The organism is Streptomyces sp. NPDC057743 (assembly GCF_042798755.1).
Lineage (GTDB): Bacteria > Actinomycetota > Actinomycetes > Streptomycetales > Streptomycetaceae > Streptomyces.
The window spans coordinates 99,811-114,148 of record NZ_JBHVJX010000004.1; the positions used below are offsets into that span (position 1 = coordinate 99,811).

A 14,338-nucleotide genomic window follows, 5' to 3' on the forward strand; every position below is an offset into this window, starting at 1 on the left:
GTAGTCTGCGGACGGTGACCTCGAACGTCTGACCCACCACGGATCCCGGCCAGCCGAGTTCCGCAATGTCACACGCCATGACTAATTCATTATTCAACTTTCACGGGTAGAATTCATCCATGACGACCGACAGTGACACTCCCTGGCTGACCAACCAGGAGCAGCGTGCCTGGCGCACCCACCTGGACGTCAGCAGACTGCTGATGCACCAACTGGAGCGCGATCTCCAGCCGTTCGGCCTGACGAACAACGACTACGAGATCCTGGTCAACCTCTCCGAGGCCGAGGACCACCGGCTACGGATGAGCGACCTGGCCGCCAGCACGCTGCAGTCCAAGAGCCGCCTCTCGCACCAGATCACGCGCATGGAGAACGCGGGCCTGGTACGCCGCGAAAGCTGCGAGTCGGACCGCCGTGGCCTCTACGCCGTCCTCACCGACGCCGGCTGGGACACGATGCGCCGGGTCGCCCCGCACCATGTCGCCTCGGTCCGCCGCCACTTCATCGACCTCTTCACCCCCGAGACCCTGGAGTCCCTCCACGACTCCCTCGCCCCGGTCGCCGAACACCTCCGCCAGCATCGCGGCAATCCGTAACGGATCGCCACCAACGCACCCCAGCTCACGAGTTGGACTGGTGACGAGCAGTCCCAGCGCCGGAGAGCCAGCAACGGCGCGGGCCGAAAACCAGCAACCCGGCCGGGCCCACCGTCGGAAAGTCGGCAACGGCGCGGGCCGGAGGGGATGTCCCGGGGTGCGCCCGCAGGATCTGGAGCAAAGCCCCGGGTATTCCTCAACTGACTGACCAGAGGCGCCCGCACCGAGGACGTACCCCGGGACAGCCCCTCCGGCCCCCACCCACGGCGAGAAGCCGCAAAGCGCCCGCCCCCACCGGGCGGACCCACCAGGCACAAGCCCCACAAGGCAAACGCGCTACGCGCCCTCCGTAAGCCCCGCAACAAGCTCATCCGCCGCGCGATACGGATCGCTCTCGCCGGCGACGATGCGTTCGGCGAGCGCGTCGAGGTGCCGGTCACCGGAGAGATCGCCGATGCGGGAGCGCAGCGTGGTGACGGCGATCGTCTCGACCTCACGCGCGGCGCGGGCCAGCCGACGCTGGGCCAGCACGCCGCGCTCCTCCATCCAGGCCCGGTGCTTGTCCAGCGCCACCACGACCTCGTCGACGCCCTCGCCCCGGGCCGCAACGGTCTTGACGATCGGCGGCCGCCAGTCACCGGCCGCCCGGGCCTCGCCCAGGCCCAGCATGTGGTTCAGCTCGCGCGCGGTGGCGTCGGCGCCGTCCCGGTCGGCCTTGTTGACGACGTAGACGTCGCCGATCTCCAGGATGCCGGCCTTGGCGGCCTGGATGCCGTCGCCCATCCCGGGGGCCAGCAGCACCACGCTGGTGTCGGCCTGCGAGGCGATCTCGACCTCGGACTGGCCGACGCCGACGGTCTCGACGAGGACCACGTCGCAGCCGGCGGCGTCCAACACCCGGATCGCCTGCGGCGCGGCCCAGGCCAGCCCGCCGAGGTGGCCGCGAGTGGCCATGGACCGGATGTAGACACCGGGGTCGGAGGCGTGTTCCGACATCCGGACGCGGTCGCCGAGGAGCGCGCCGCCGGAGAACGGCGAGGACGGGTCGACGGCCAGCACGCCGACTCGCTTGCCCGCCTTGCGGTACGCGGTGACCAGGGCGGAGGTGGTGGTGGACTTGCCGACGCCGGGCGAGCCGGTGAGACCGACGACATAGGCGTTGCCGGTCAGCGGCGCCAGCGCCGCCATCACCTCGCGCAGCTCCGGCGCCGCCCCCTCGACGAGGGAGATCAGCCGGGCCACCGCCCTCGGCCGGCCCTGCCGGGCCTGCTCCACCAGCTGGGGGACGTCCACCATCGCGCTCGGCTCCTTCGACCTCGACTCACTGGCTGGTACGCGCCGTTCCGCGCCACGCACCATTTCCCGCACCGCGCACCGGTCCCGTCCGGCCCGCGGCCGACGGTCACTTGCCCGGTACGCGGCCGGCGGTCACTTGCCCGGTACGCGCAGGATCAGCGCATCGCCCTGGCCGCCACCACCGCACAGCGCCGCCGCGCCGGTGCCGCCGCCCCGTCGCCGCAGTTCCAGCGCGAGGTGCAGCACGATACGGGCGCCGGACATGCCGATCGGGTGGCCGAGCGCGATGGCGCCACCGTTGACATTCACCTTTTCCGGGGAAACCCCGAGGTCCTTCATTGACTGCACGGCGACCGCCGCGAACGCCTCGTTGATCTCGATCAGGTCGAGGTCGTCGACGGTGAGGCCGTCCTTGGCGAGGGCGTGGTTGATGGCGTTGGAGGGCTGCGACTGAAGGGAGTTGTCGGGGCCGGCGACGTTGCCGTGCGCGCCGATCTCGGCGATCCACGTAAGGCCCAGTTCCTCGGCCCTGGTCTTGCTCATGACGACGACGGCGGCGGCGCCGTCGGAGATCTGCGAGGAGGTGCCGGCGGTGATGGTGCCGTCCTTGGAGAAGGCCGGCCGGAGCTTGCCGAGGCTCTGGGCGGTGGTCTCGGGGCGGATGCCCTCGTCCTTGCTGAAGAGCACCGGGTCGCCCTTGCGCTGCGGGATCTCGACGGGGGTGATCTCCGCCTCGAAGAGGCCGTTCTTCTGGGCGGCGGCGGCCCGTTGGTGGGAGCGCGCGGCGACCTCGTCCTGTTCGGGGCGGCCGATGCCGAGGCGGGTGTTGTGCTTCTCGGTGGACTCGCCCATGGCGATGCCCTCGAAGGCGTCGGTGAGGCCGTCGTGCGCCATGGCGTCGAGCAGTTCCACCGCGCCGTACTTGTAGCCCTCGCGGGACTTGGGCAGCAGGTGCGGGGCGTTGCTCATGGACTCCTGGCCGCCGGCGACGATGACGTCGAACTCGCCGGCGCGGATGAGCTGGTCGGCCAGGGCGATGGCGTCCAGGCCGGAGAGGCAGACCTTGTTGACGGTCAGCGCGGGGACGTTCATGGGGATGCCGGCCTTGACGGCGGCCTGGCGGGCCGGGATCTGGCCGGCGCCGGCCTGGAGCACCTGACCCATGATCACGTACTGCACCTGGTCGCCGCCGATCCCCGCGCGGTCCAGCGCCGCCTTGATGGCCGCTCCGCCCAGGTCGGCCCCGGAGAAGCTGCGCAGCGAGCCGAGGAGGCGGCCCATGGGGGTGCGCGCCCCGGCCACGATCACGGAGGTGGTGCCGTTCGTTGCAGACATACGATGCGGCCTTCCTGTGCAGGGAAGTTAACGAGGGTTCCCGTCAATGTACTGAGGGGTAGTCGCCGGGTCACCGGGAAGAGGGTGTGATCGCGCGCACGTTGCGTAACCAGCCGTGCGGGCGGTGCACTGGAGCCATGCTGACGCGAATCGACCACATCGGGATCGCCTGTTTCGACCTCGACCGAACCGTCGAGTTCTACCGTGCCACGTATGGCTTCGAGGTGTTCCACACCGAGGTCAACGAGGAACAGGGCGTGCGCGAGGCGATGTTGAAGATCAATGAGACCTCGGACGGCGGGGCGTCCTATCTCCAGTTGCTGGAGCCGATCCGGGAGGATTCCGCGGTCGGCAAGTGGCTGGCCAAGAACGGCGAGGGCGTGCATCACATCGCGTTCGGGACGCCAGACGTTGACGGAGCAGCCGGGGACATCCGGGACAAGGGCGTGCGGGTGCTCTACGACGAGCCACGGCGGGGCTCGATGGGGTCACGGATCACGTTCCTGCACCCCAAGGACTGCCACGGTGTGCTGACCGAACTCGTCACCGCAGCGCCCCCGGAGGCGACTGACCACTGACCTTCCGCTTCCCCGGCCGGTAGAGTGCAGCTTCGGCCGGGGTACGGGAGTGGGGCTTGCGTCCATACTCTGCCGATGATCTGACACCATTTCTTCGGAAGGGTCAGCTCCGAGGGGCGCGAGTCCTGGTGCGCGGTGACGTGTACGGGATCAGCGCCGCAGGGCCGGAGCCGGCCGCCGCCATGACCAGGGGACGGATGGGACCGCGCAGTGCGGGGCAACGAGCGCCAGGAGCGTCAGTGGGCTGAGGCCGACCACCTCTCGCAGTTCGAAGCCGAGATGGAGCGGCTGAAGACTGAGCGGGACAAGGCGGTCCAGCACGCCGACGACCTCGGGTACCAGGTCGAGGTGTTGCGCGCCAAGCTCCACGAGGCGCGCCGCAACCTCGCTTCCCGGCCTGCCTACGACAACCTCAGCCACCAGGCCGAGCAGTTGCTGCGCAATGCGCAGATCCAGGCCGATCAGCTGCGTTCGGACGCCGAGCGGGAGCTGCGGGAGGCGCGGGCGCAGACGCAGCGGCTGCTGCAGGAGGCGGCCGAGCGGCAGTCCCGTATGGAGGCCGAGCTGCACGCCGAGGCGGTCAGCCGTCGGCAGCGGTTGGACGAGGAACTCAACGAGCGCCGGCAGACGGTCGAGTCGCACGTCAACGAGAACGTGGCGTGGGCCGAGCAGTTGCGGGCCCGTACGGAGTCGCAGGCGCGCCGCCTGATGGAGGAGTCCCGGGCGGAGGCCGAGCAGGTACGGGCGGCCGCGCGGGACGAGGCGCAGCGGCTGGCGGACCGGGCCCGGGAGCGGCTGGGGACGGCCGCCGAAGAGGCGCGGGCGGAAGCGGAATCCATCCTGCGGCGGGCGCGGGCCGATGCCGAGCGGTTGTTGAACGCGGCGTCGAGTCAGGCGCAGGAGGCGACGGACCAGGCCGAGCAGCTGCGTTCGTCGGCGGATGCGGAGTCGGAGGAGGCGCGCCGGCAGGCGGCGGAGCTGACGCGGACCGCGAAGGAGCGGGCACAGGAGGCGGACGCCGCGCTGCGGGAGGCGCGGGCCGAGGCAGAGAAGCTGGTCGAGGAGGCGCAGGCGTCGGCCGCCAAGCGGCTGTCGTCGGCGGAGTCGGAGACCGAGCAGCGGACGCGGACGGCGAAGGCGGAGGTCGCCCGGCTGGTGGCCGAGGCGACGAAGGAGGCCGAGGCGCTCACGTCGGAGGCCGAGTCGCTGCGGGCGGATGCCCGGGCGGAGGCGGACCGGCTGGTCGCCGAGGCGCAGGAGACGGCGCGGTCGAAGGTCGCGGAGGATTCCGCGGCGCAGTTGGCGAAGGCGGCGCGGGCCGCCGAGGAGATGCTGACCAAGGCGTCCGAGGATGCCAAGGCGACGACGAAGGCGGCCGCCGAGGAGGCGGAGCGGCTGCGCCGGGAGGCGGAGGCGGAGGCGGATCGGCTGCGCGAGCAGGCGCACGACACCGCCGAGCAGCTGAAGGGCGCGGCGAAGAACGACACCAAGGAGTACCGGGCCAAGACCGCCGAACTCCAGGAGGAGGCGCGGCGGCTGCGCGGTGAGGCGGAGCAGCTGCGGGCGGATGCGGTCGCGGAGGGCGAGCGGATCCGGGGCGAGGCGCGCCGGGAGGCGGTTCAGCAGATCGAGGAGGCGGCGGGGACCGCCGAGGAGCTGCTGGCCAAGGCCAAGTCGGATGCGGAGGAGTCCCGTTCGAGCGCGGTCGCGGAGAGCGAGCGGGTGCGGACGGAGGCGATCGAGCGGGCTTCGGCGCTGCGTCGGCAGGCCGAGGAGGCGCTGGAGCGGGCCCGTGCGGAGGCCGAGCAGCTGCTGTTGGAGGGCGCGCAGGCCGCCGAGGAGCTGACGGACGAGGCGGAGAAGAGCGCCGCGAAGCTGCGGGCGGAGGCCGAGCAGGCCGCCGAGGAGCGGCGCGCGGAGGCCCAGGCGGAGCTGGATCGGCTCCAGGGCGAGGCCGAGGAGAAGCTGGCGGCGGCCGAGGAGTCGTTGCGCGAAGCGCGTTCCGGGGCCGAGCAGTTGCGGCGCGAGACGCAGGAGGAGGCGGCCCGGCTCAAGGCGGAGGCCGCGGAGCGGCGGCGGGCGCTCCAGCAGCAGGCCGAGGAGGAGGCCGAGCGGCTGCGGTCGGAGGCGGCCGGGGACGCGTCGACGGCGCGGGCCGAGGCGGAGTCGGCGGCGGCGGCGCTGCGCAGCGAGGCGGCGGCGGAGGCCGAGCGGCTGAAGGCCCAGGCGCAGGAGACCGCGGACCGGGTGCGTGCGGAGGCGGCGGCGGCCGCTGAGCGTACGGGCGCGGAGGCCGCGGAGGCGTTGGCCGAGGCGCAGGAGGAGGCGGCGCGGCGGCGTCGGGAGGCCGAGCAGCTGCTGGGTGAGGCGCGCGAGGAGGCGCACCAGGAGCGGACGGCGGCGCGGGAGCAGAGCGAGGAGTTGCTGGCGTCGGCCCGTACGCGGGTCAGTGAGGCGCAGGCGGAGGCCGAGCAGCTGGTCGAGGAGGCGGACCGGCGGGCCGCGGAGTTGGTGTCGGCGGCCGAGCAGACCGCGCAGCAGGTGCGGGATGCGGTCGCGGGGCTGCACGAGCAGGCCAACGAGGAGATCGCGGGGCTGCGTTCGGCGGCGGAGCATGTCGCGGAGCAGACGAAGTCCCAGGCGCAGGAGGAGGCCGACCGGGTCCGGGCGGATGCGCATGCCGAGCGTGAGCGGGCCGCGGAGGACGCGGCGCGGGTGCGTCAGGAGGCGCAGGAGGCCGCCCAGGCTGCCACGTCGCTTGCGGAGCGGACGGTTTCGGAGGCTTCCGAGGAGGCCGAGGAGCTGCGGTCCAAGGCGGCCGAGGTCCTCGACGAGGCACGCCGCGACGCCAACACCACCCGCACCGAGGCCGCCGAGCAGGCCGACCAACTGGTCTCCGAAGCCACCGCGCAGGCCGAGGAGTTGGTCGCCGAGGCGACCGCGAAGGCCAGCAAGGCGGTGGCGGATGCCACCGCGCGGGCGCAGCAGTTGCGGACCGATGCGTCGGACGCGTTGGCGTCGGCGGAGCAGGACGCGGCGCGGGCCCGTGCGGAGGCGCGGAACGATGCGAACCGGATGCGGTCGGAGGCGGCCGAGCAGACCGACCGGCTGGTGACCGAGGCCCGTGCGGAGGCCGAACGGATCGTCAACGAGGCGACGGAGCTGACGTCTTCGGCGCAGGACGACGCGGACCGCGCGATCCGGGAGGGTCAGGAGGCCGCGGAGCGGCTGCGCGCGGAGGGCGAGCAGGCCGCGCAGCGGATGGTCGCGGAGGCGACGGAGGCCGCCGAGCGGCTGCGGGCGGACGCGGCCGAGGTGCTGGAGGCCGCCCGGGCGGACGCGGAGCGGACCGGCGACGAGGCGCGTGCGGCGGCGAACGCGACGCGGGCGGAAGCGGCGGCGCAGGCCGACGAGTTGGTGGCGGAGGCCGCCAGCGAGGCGGAGCGGCTGCGCGCGGAGGCGGCGGAGCGGCTCGCTACGGCCGAGCGGGAGGCGGATCGCACCCGGGCGGATGCGCGGGAGCAGGCCGACCGGATGGTGGCGACGGCCACGGCGGAGGCGGACCGGTTGCGCGCCGAGGCGGCGGAGACGGTCACGTCGGCGCAGGAGCACGCCACGCGGACGCGGGCGGAGTCGGCGAAGGTCCGTGAGGAGGCCGAGGCGGCCGCGGAGCGGACGCGCACTCAGGCGCAGGACGAGGCGGACCGGTTGCTCGACGAGGCCCGTAAGGATGCCGCGAAGCGTCGTGCGGATGCGGCCGAGCAGGCCGACCAGTTGATCGCCAAGGCGCAGGAGGAGGGGCTGAAGACGGCGACCGCCGCCGAGGAGCAGGCCGATGCGATGGTCGGGGCGGCCCGCAAGGAGGCCGAGCGGCTCGTGCGGGAGGGCACCGCGGAGGGCAACTCCCTGGTGGAGAAGGCCCGTACGGATGCCGATACGTTGCTGGGCGAGGCGCGGCGGGATGCGACGGCCATAAGGGAGCGGTCCGAGGAGCTGCGGGCCCGGGTGGAGTCCGAGGTCGAGGAGTTGCACGAGCGGGCCCGTCGGGAGTCGTCGGAGGCGATGAAGAACGCCGGGGAGCGCGTCGACAAGTTGATCGCGCAGGCCACGGAGCAGCAGGTGGCGGCCGAGGCGAAGGCCGACAAGCTGATGGCGGACGCGAACAGCGAGGCGAGCAAGGTCCGGATCGCCGCGGTGAAGAAGGCCGAGGGTCTGATCAAGGAGGCCGAGAACAAGAAGGCCGCGGCGGTGCGGGACGCGGAGAAGATGCGTGCCGAGGCGAAGCAGGAGGCCGCGCAGATCGTGGCGGAGGGCAAGCGCGAGTTGGAGGTGCTGGCGCGTCGTCAAGCGGACATCAACACCGAGATCTCCCGCGTCCAGAACGTCCTGGAGGCGTTGGAGTCGTTCGAGGTGCCGACGCAGGGCGGGGACGGCAAGGGCGGCGCGGTGAAGGCCGCCGCGGGAGCCGGGACAACTCGTTCGAGTGGCAAGCAGTCTGAGGGGTAGCCACTCAAATGAGGGGTCATTCTCCACTTCAAACGCGCAATGACTCGATGACACGCCGTTAAGGCCCCTAGGATTCTCCTTATCACCTCACCGGTCTCTTTCGACAGGAACCCCATGAGCGACACTTCCTCCCCCTTCGGCTTCGAGCTCGTGCGGCGTGGGTACGACCGCGGTCAGGTGGATGACCGCATTACGAAACTGGTCGCGGACCGCGACAGTGCGCTGGCCCGTATCACCTCGCTGGAGAAGCGCATCGAGGAGCTGCACCTCGAAACGCAGAACGCCCAGGCTCAGGTCACCGACGCCGAACCCTCCTACGCGGGCCTCGGGGCGCGCGTCGAGAAGATCCTCCGCCTCGCGGAGGAAGAGGCCAAGGAGCTGCGCGAGGAGGCCCGTCGGGCCGCCGAGCAGCACCGCGAGCTGGCCGAGTCGGCCGCCCAGCAGGTCCGTAACGACGCGGAGCAGTTCGCCGTCGAGCGCAAGGCGAAGGCCGAGGACGAGGGCGCGCGGATCGTCGAGAAGGCCAAGGGCGAGGCGGCCTCGATGCGGGCCGAGGCGCAGAAGGACGCCCAGTCCAAGCGTGAGGAGGCGGACGCCCTCTTCGAGGAGACCCGGGCCAAGGCCGCGCAGGCGGCGGCGGACTTCGAGACCAACCTCGCCAAGCGGCGGGAGCAGTCCGAGCGTGATCTGGCGTCGCGTCAGGCGAAGGCCGAGAAGCGGCTGGCGGAGATCGAGCACCGGGCGGAGCAGCTGCGCCTGGAGGCGGAGAAGCTGCGGACGGACGCGGAGCGTCGGGCCCGTCAGACGGTGGAGACCGCGCAGCGTCAGGCCGAGGACATCGTGGCGGACGCCAACGCCAAGGCCGACCGGATCCGCAGCGAATCGGAGCGCGAGCTGGCGGCGCTCACCAACCGCCGCGACTCGATCAACGCGCAGCTGACCAACGTCCGCGAGATGCTGGCGACGCTGACGGGTGCCGCGGTCGCCGCGGCCGGCGCGCCGGGCGACGAGGAGTCGGTGACCCGCGGGGTGCCGGCCCAGCAGAGCCGCTGAGGCCCGCTGCCGGAAGGTTTCGAGAGTCGGTCCGCGCCCCCGTTCCACCGCCGTGGTGGTACGGGGGCGCGGTCGTGTCCGGCCTTACGTGGTGGTCCTCCGGGCGGCGCCGCCCCGGTGGCGGGGCGGTCGGGGCGCGCCTAGCGTGCAGTGCATGATCGAGCTCAAGGGGCTGACCAAGCATTACGGTGACACGGTCGCGGTGGACCAGCTGACGTTCACCGTGCGGCCGGGAATCGTCACCGGCTTCCTCGGCCCCAACGGGGCGGGGAAGTCCACGACCATGCGGATGGTGCTCGGTCTGGACGTGCCGACGGCGGGCACGGTGCGGATCGATGGGAAGCACTACCGGCAGTTGAAGGACCCGTTGACGTATGTCGGGGCGTTGTTGGACGCGAAGGCGATGCACGGGGGGCGCAGCGCCACCAACCATCTGTTGTGCCTGGCGCAGAGCAACGGCATTCCGCGGGCGCGGGTCGACGAGGTGCTGGATCTGGTCGGGTTGACGTCGGTGGCGCGGAAGCGGTCGAAGGGCTTCTCGCTGGGGATGGGGCAACGGCTGGGGATCGCGGGGGCGTTGTTGGGCGATCCGCGGATCCTGATGTTCGACGAACCGGTCAACGGGCTGGATCCGGAGGGCATCCACTGGATCCGCAATCTGATGAAGAACCTGGCGTCCCAGGGGCGGACGGTGTTTGTGTCGTCCCATTTGATGAGCGAAATGGCGCTGACCGCGGAGCACTTGGTGGTGATCGGGCAGGGCCGGTTGTTGGCGGACACGTCGATGGCGGAGTTCATCCGGGAGAACTCGCGGTCGTATGTGCGGCTGCGGTGTCCGGAGCGGGAGCGGTTGTTGGATGTGTTGCACCGGGAGGGGATCCGGTCGTCGGCGGGGCGGGGCGGGGCGTTGGAGGTCGACGGGGTGCCGGCGGAGCGGTTGGGGGAGTTGGCGGCCGCGCACCGGTTGGTGTTGCACGAGCTCAGTCCGCAACAGGCGTCGTTGGAGGAGGCGTTCATGCAGCTGACGGCGGGTGCGGTGGAGTATCACGCGCGCGACGCCCGGCCGACCGGGCCGGGCGGTGGGGCGCCGGTACGGCCGGCGGTGCCGCAGGGGGCGGCGTTGTCGGGCCGGGCCGCGCCGGGCGGCGGGTGGGGTACGGACTGGCAGCAACGGAAGAGGAGTTGAGGGATGGCTGTCGTGGGGCAGGTGTTGCGGTCGGAGTGGACCAAGATCCGGTCGGTGCGGTCGACGGTGTGGACCCTGGGGACCGCGGTGCTGGTGACCGTCGCGCTGGGCGTGCTGATCTGCACGCTGGCGCGCAAGGACTTCGACTCGATGCCGGTGGAGCGGCGGCTGGCCTTCGACCCGACCAACGTCAGCTTCGCGGGCATGGGGTTGGGGCAGCTGGCGATGATCGTCTTCGGGGTGCTGGTGGTGACGAACGAGTACAGCACCGGGATGATCCGCACGTCGTTGGCGGCGGTGCCGCGGCGCGGGGTGTTCCTGTTCTGCAAGCTGCTGGTGGCGACGGCGTTGGTCTTCGTGGTCGGGTTGGTGACCAGCTTCGTGGCGTTCTTCGCGGGGCAGGCGGCGCTCGGCGGTCATCGGGCGCACCTCGGCGATCCGGGGGTGCTGCGGGCGGTGATCGGCGGCGGGCTGTACATGACGATGATCGCGCTGTTCTCGATGGCGGTGGCGACGATGTTGCGCAGCCCGATGTTGTCGCTGGGGACGCTGATGCCGTTCTTCTTCCTGATCTCCAACATCCTGGGGAACGTGTCGGCGACCCGGAAGGTCGGCCGGTACCTCCCGGACCAGGCCGGCTCGAAGGTCATGCAGGTGGTCGCGCCGGTCAACGACCAGACGCCGTACGGCCCGTGGGGCGGATTCGCGATCATGGCGGCGTGGACGGTGGCGGCGCTGATCGCCGGCTATGTGCTGCTGGCGCGGCGGGACGCCTGACGGCGGAGGCCGCACCGACCGGTTGTGCGGTTTTGGCGGGAACCGTCAACGTGCCGATAGCCTCGTACCTCTCACGGGGGCACGAGGGCGCCTCTGCCCCGACCATCTCGCGAGGGGCGGAGAATGATCGAGGCAGTCGGCCTAACGAAGCGCTATGGGCCCAAGACGGCCGTACAGAACCTGACGTTCCAGGTGCGTCCGGGCACCGTGACCGGCTTTCTGGGGCCCAACGGCTCGGGCAAGTCGACGACGATGCGGATGATCCTGGGCCTCGACTCCCCGACGTCGGGTCACGCCACGATCGGCGGCCGACCGTTCCGCCGGACCCCCAACGCGGCGCGCCAGGTGGGCGCGTTGTTGGACGCGAAGGCGGTGCACGGGGGGCGCAGTGCGCGGGCGCATCTGCTGTCGTTGGCGCAGTTGTCGGGCATTCCGGCGCGGCGGGTCGACGAGGTGCTGGGGGTGGTCGGTCTGCAGGACGTCGCCCACCGGCGGTCGAAGGGGTTCTCGCTGGGGATGGGGCAGCGGCTGGGGATCGCGGCGGCGCTGCTCGGCGACCCGCAGGTGCTGCTCTTCGACGAGCCGGTCAACGGCCTGGACCCGGAGGGCATCCTGTGGGTGCGCAACCTCATGAAGCAGTTGGCGGCCGAGGGGCGCACGGTGTTCGTCTCCTCGCACCTGATGAGTGAGATGGCGCTGACCGCGGAGCATCTGATCGTGATCGGCCGGGGGCAGTTGCTGGCGGACATGCCCGTTACGGAGTTCATCTCGACGCACTCCGCGGACTTCGCGCGGGTGCGGACGCCGGGCGACGCGCCGGAGCAGCGCGAGAAGTTGGTCGCGGCCCTCGCCGAGGCGGGCGGCGCGGCGGTGCCGGAGCCGGACGGTGCGCTGCGGGTGACCGGGCTGCCGCTGCCGCGGATCAGCGATCTGGCGCACGCGGCACAGGTGCGGCTGTGGGAACTCTCCCCGCACCAGGCGTCGTTGGAGGAGGCGTACATGCGGATGACGCAGGGCGCCGTGGACTACCGCTCCGCCGCCGGTCAGCCGGGCGGTGTCCCGCCGGCCCCGGCCGGTTTCCCGCCGCCGGGCGCCGCGCCCGGCGCGCACGCGCCGGGGCAGCCGCCGCTTGGCATGCCCGCGCCGCCACCGAATCCGTACGCGCAGCCGGACCCGTACGCGCAGCCCCCGGGCGCCGCCCCGGTGCCGCCGCCTCAGGGTCACCCGTACGGGGCGCCCGGTCCGTACGGCGCGCCCCACCCGTACGGGCAACAGCCGCCAGCGCCCCCTTCCGTCGACCACTCCATGACGCACCCCCAGGACGCCCGATGACCAGCCCTCAGCAGCCGCAGCCCCAGCCGGAGTCAGGTGCGCAGCCGATGTCGCCGGCCGCCGCGCCCACCGCCGGACCGATGCCGCCCGCCGCGCCCCCGGCCGCCCCGGAGCAGCCCGCGCCGCAACAGCAGTCGGAGCAGCCCGCGCCCGCCCAGGAGGCGGGGACGATGATGCTCCAGGCGCAGTCCGCCCCCGCCCCTGCCCCCGCGCAGGAGGGCGGCACGATGATGCTCCAGGCGCAGCCGCTCCCGCAGGCGCAGCCGCCGGCCGGCGGTCACCCCGAGCCGCGGCCGCTGTCGGCGCACGGGCCGGGCAAGGACGCCGGCACGATGCTGCTCAAGGCCGCCGCACCGCCGCAGGCCCCGCAGCCGCAGCCAGCACAACCACCCCAGCCGCCCCACCCCTCCCCCAACTACCAGGCCCCGCACGGCGGTTACGTCTCCCCCATCCCCGTCCGCCCGACGCATCTGGGCCATGCCCTGGCCGCCGAGTGGACCAAGATCCGCTCGGTGCGGTCGACGGTGTGGACGCTGGGCGTGCTGGTCGTGCTGATCCTCGGCATCGGCCTGCTCACCGCCACCGCCCTGTCGGGCCACGACGTCAACCCCCGCATCGCCTTCGGCTTCTTCGGCGTGATGCTGGGGACGCTGTGCATCATCCCGCTCGGCGTCCTGGTCATCTCCGCCGAGTACGGGACGGGGATGATCCGGACCACCATGACCGCCTGCCCCAGCCGGGCCCGGGTGTTGGCCGCCAAGGCGATCGTCTTCTTCCTGCTCGCCTTCGTGATCACCACGCTCGCCGCCACGCTGGTGGCGCTCGCCATGTCCGGCATGGTCGGCGGCCGGGAGCCGACGGTCGACGAATGGCTGCGGGCCACCGTCGGCACCGGCCTGTACGTCTCCCTGCTCGGCCTGCTGGCGCTGGCGGTCGGCTCCCTGCTGCGGCACTCCGCCGGCGCCATCAGCGCGATGTTCGGGGTGGTCCTGCTGCCGATGCTGCTCGCGGTCTTCATGCTCGGCGCGTCGAGCCTGCAGTGGCTCACGAAGGGCCTGATCAACTACTCGGTGCCCAACTCCCTGGCGACCCTGTACGGCATCCCGTTCCTCCCGGACCACTCCGGTCCGCAGGGGTGGACCCCGCTGTGGATCCTGACCGCGGTCGCCGGCGTCGCCCTGGGCGCCGCCTTCCTCGTCCAGGAGCGGCGCGACGTGTGAGGCCGCGGCAGGACGCCTGACACCTCAGTAACGGGGTGCGTTCCGGGACCGCTGGAGCCGTGCGCTCCGGCGGTCCCGTGCGTTCCAGCAGGCCCGGTGCCAGTGCCGGCGGTCGTCGACGTCGCCGTGTTGGGGCCAGGTGACGACGTGCGGGACGCCGGGCGGGATCTCCTGGTCGCAGCCGGGGCAGCGGTAGTGCTTGACCGCGCCGGTGCCGCCGACGTGGCGGACCACCCACTCCTCCCCGCGCCACTCCTCGGTGGCTTCCAGGCCGTAACGGCCGGCCCCCGTGCGCTCCGTGCGGTCGGCGGGTTTCGCACCGCGTTGGCGGTTTCGGCGCGGAGACACAGCACTCCTCGACAGGTCGCGGGGGTCGGGGGCCCTCCGGTCGAACGAGGTGGAGAGCTCGGGGGAGGGCTGTCACCAGCGTACGCGGCGCGGTCAGGGGCAAAAGTCCGC

11 protein-coding genes are annotated in these 14,338 nt (G+C 72.3%); 8 read left to right on the forward strand and 3 right to left on the reverse strand.

What is annotated here, in order from left to right:
* The first annotated feature begins 119 nt into the window (after positions 1-119).
* Positions 120-596 (forward strand): MarR family winged helix-turn-helix transcriptional regulator, encoded by a 477-nt coding sequence (locus ACFVFQ_RS05710; protein ID WP_383409227.1) that lies wholly within the window; start codon positions 120-122, stop codon positions 594-596.
* Between the two features lie 336 nt (positions 597-932).
* Here the strand turns inward: ACFVFQ_RS05710 and meaB are convergent, their stop codons facing one another.
* Together meaB and ACFVFQ_RS05720 are read right to left on the reverse strand one after the other, a co-directional pair.
* On the reverse strand, positions 933-1,892 hold the full coding sequence (gene meaB, locus ACFVFQ_RS05715) for a methylmalonyl Co-A mutase-associated GTPase MeaB (RefSeq protein ID WP_383409229.1): 960 nt from the start codon (positions 1,890-1,892) through the stop codon (positions 933-935).
* Positions 1,893-2,024: 132 nt separating this feature from the next.
* Positions 2,025-3,200 (reverse strand): acetyl-CoA C-acetyltransferase, encoded by a 1,176-nt coding sequence (locus tag ACFVFQ_RS05720; RefSeq protein WP_383409852.1) that lies wholly within the window; start codon positions 3,198-3,200, stop codon positions 2,025-2,027.
* A gap of 164 nt (positions 3,201-3,364) precedes the next feature.
* Between ACFVFQ_RS05720 and mce the strand changes: the two genes are divergently transcribed.
* From mce to ACFVFQ_RS05755, 7 genes are all read left to right on the forward strand, one after another.
* Complete coding sequence (gene mce / locus ACFVFQ_RS05725) at positions 3,365-3,805, forward strand: methylmalonyl-CoA epimerase (protein ID WP_383409232.1); 441 nt, start codon at positions 3,365-3,367, stop codon at positions 3,803-3,805.
* 210 nt (positions 3,806-4,015) lie between these two features.
* Positions 4,016-8,311, forward strand: coding sequence for a polarized growth protein Scy (gene scy, locus ACFVFQ_RS05730; protein WP_383409237.1), 4,296 nt, complete (start codon positions 4,016-4,018; stop codon positions 8,309-8,311).
* 114 nt (positions 8,312-8,425) lie between these two features.
* The gene (locus tag ACFVFQ_RS05735) at positions 8,426-9,364 is read left to right on the forward strand and encodes a cellulose-binding protein (RefSeq protein ID WP_383409240.1); all 939 of its coding nucleotides are present in this window, start codon (positions 8,426-8,428) and stop codon (positions 9,362-9,364) included.
* Positions 9,365-9,518: 154 nt separating this feature from the next.
* Complete coding sequence (locus ACFVFQ_RS05740; protein WP_383409242.1) at positions 9,519-10,550, forward strand: ABC transporter ATP-binding protein; 1,032 nt, start codon at positions 9,519-9,521, stop codon at positions 10,548-10,550.
* A 3-nt stretch (positions 10,551-10,553) separates the two neighbouring features.
* Positions 10,554-11,327, forward strand: a complete 774-nt coding sequence (locus ACFVFQ_RS05745; RefSeq protein ID WP_383409244.1) for an ABC transporter permease — start codon at positions 10,554-10,556, stop codon at positions 11,325-11,327.
* Positions 11,328-11,450: 123 nt separating this feature from the next.
* Positions 11,451-12,659: an ABC transporter ATP-binding protein gene (locus ACFVFQ_RS05750; RefSeq protein WP_383409247.1), complete on the forward strand. Its 1,209-nt coding sequence runs from the start codon at positions 11,451-11,453 to the stop codon at positions 12,657-12,659.
* On the forward strand, positions 12,656-13,879 hold the full coding sequence (locus ACFVFQ_RS05755) for an ABC transporter permease subunit (RefSeq protein ID WP_383409249.1): 1,224 nt from the start codon (positions 12,656-12,658) through the stop codon (positions 13,877-13,879). The genes ACFVFQ_RS05750 and ACFVFQ_RS05755 overlap by 4 nt, the downstream gene beginning before the upstream one ends.
* Positions 13,880-13,903: 24 nt before the next feature.
* Here ACFVFQ_RS05755 and ACFVFQ_RS05760 read toward each other — a convergent pair whose 3' ends face one another.
* On the reverse strand, positions 13,904-14,227 hold the full coding sequence (locus ACFVFQ_RS05760; protein WP_383409251.1) for an ATP/GTP-binding protein: 324 nt from the start codon (positions 14,225-14,227) through the stop codon (positions 13,904-13,906).
* Positions 14,228-14,338: the final 111 nt, after the last annotated feature.

Bases quoted from the DNA above. Each gene is read 5' to 3' on its own strand.
- mce (WP_383409232.1), top strand. From the start codon at position 3,365: ATGCTGACGCGAATCGACCACATCGGGATCGCCTGTTTCGACCTCGAC.
- ACFVFQ_RS05740 (WP_383409242.1), top strand. From the start codon at position 9,519: ATGATCGAGCTCAAGGGGCTGACCAAGCATTACGGTGACACGGTCGCG.
- ACFVFQ_RS05710 (WP_383409227.1), top strand. From the start codon at position 120: ATGACGACCGACAGTGACACTCCCTGGCTGACCAACCAGGAGCAGCGT.
- ACFVFQ_RS05750 (WP_383409247.1), top strand. From the start codon at position 11,451: ATGATCGAGGCAGTCGGCCTAACGAAGCGCTATGGGCCCAAGACGGCC.
- ACFVFQ_RS05745 (WP_383409244.1), top strand. From the start codon at position 10,554: ATGGCTGTCGTGGGGCAGGTGTTGCGGTCGGAGTGGACCAAGATCCGG.
- meaB (WP_383409229.1), bottom strand. From the start codon at position 1,892: ATGGTGGACGTCCCCCAGCTGGTGGAGCAGGCCCGGCAGGGCCGGCCG.
- ACFVFQ_RS05735 (WP_383409240.1), top strand. From the start codon at position 8,426: ATGAGCGACACTTCCTCCCCCTTCGGCTTCGAGCTCGTGCGGCGTGGG.
- ACFVFQ_RS05755 (WP_383409249.1), top strand. From the start codon at position 12,656: ATGACCAGCCCTCAGCAGCCGCAGCCCCAGCCGGAGTCAGGTGCGCAG.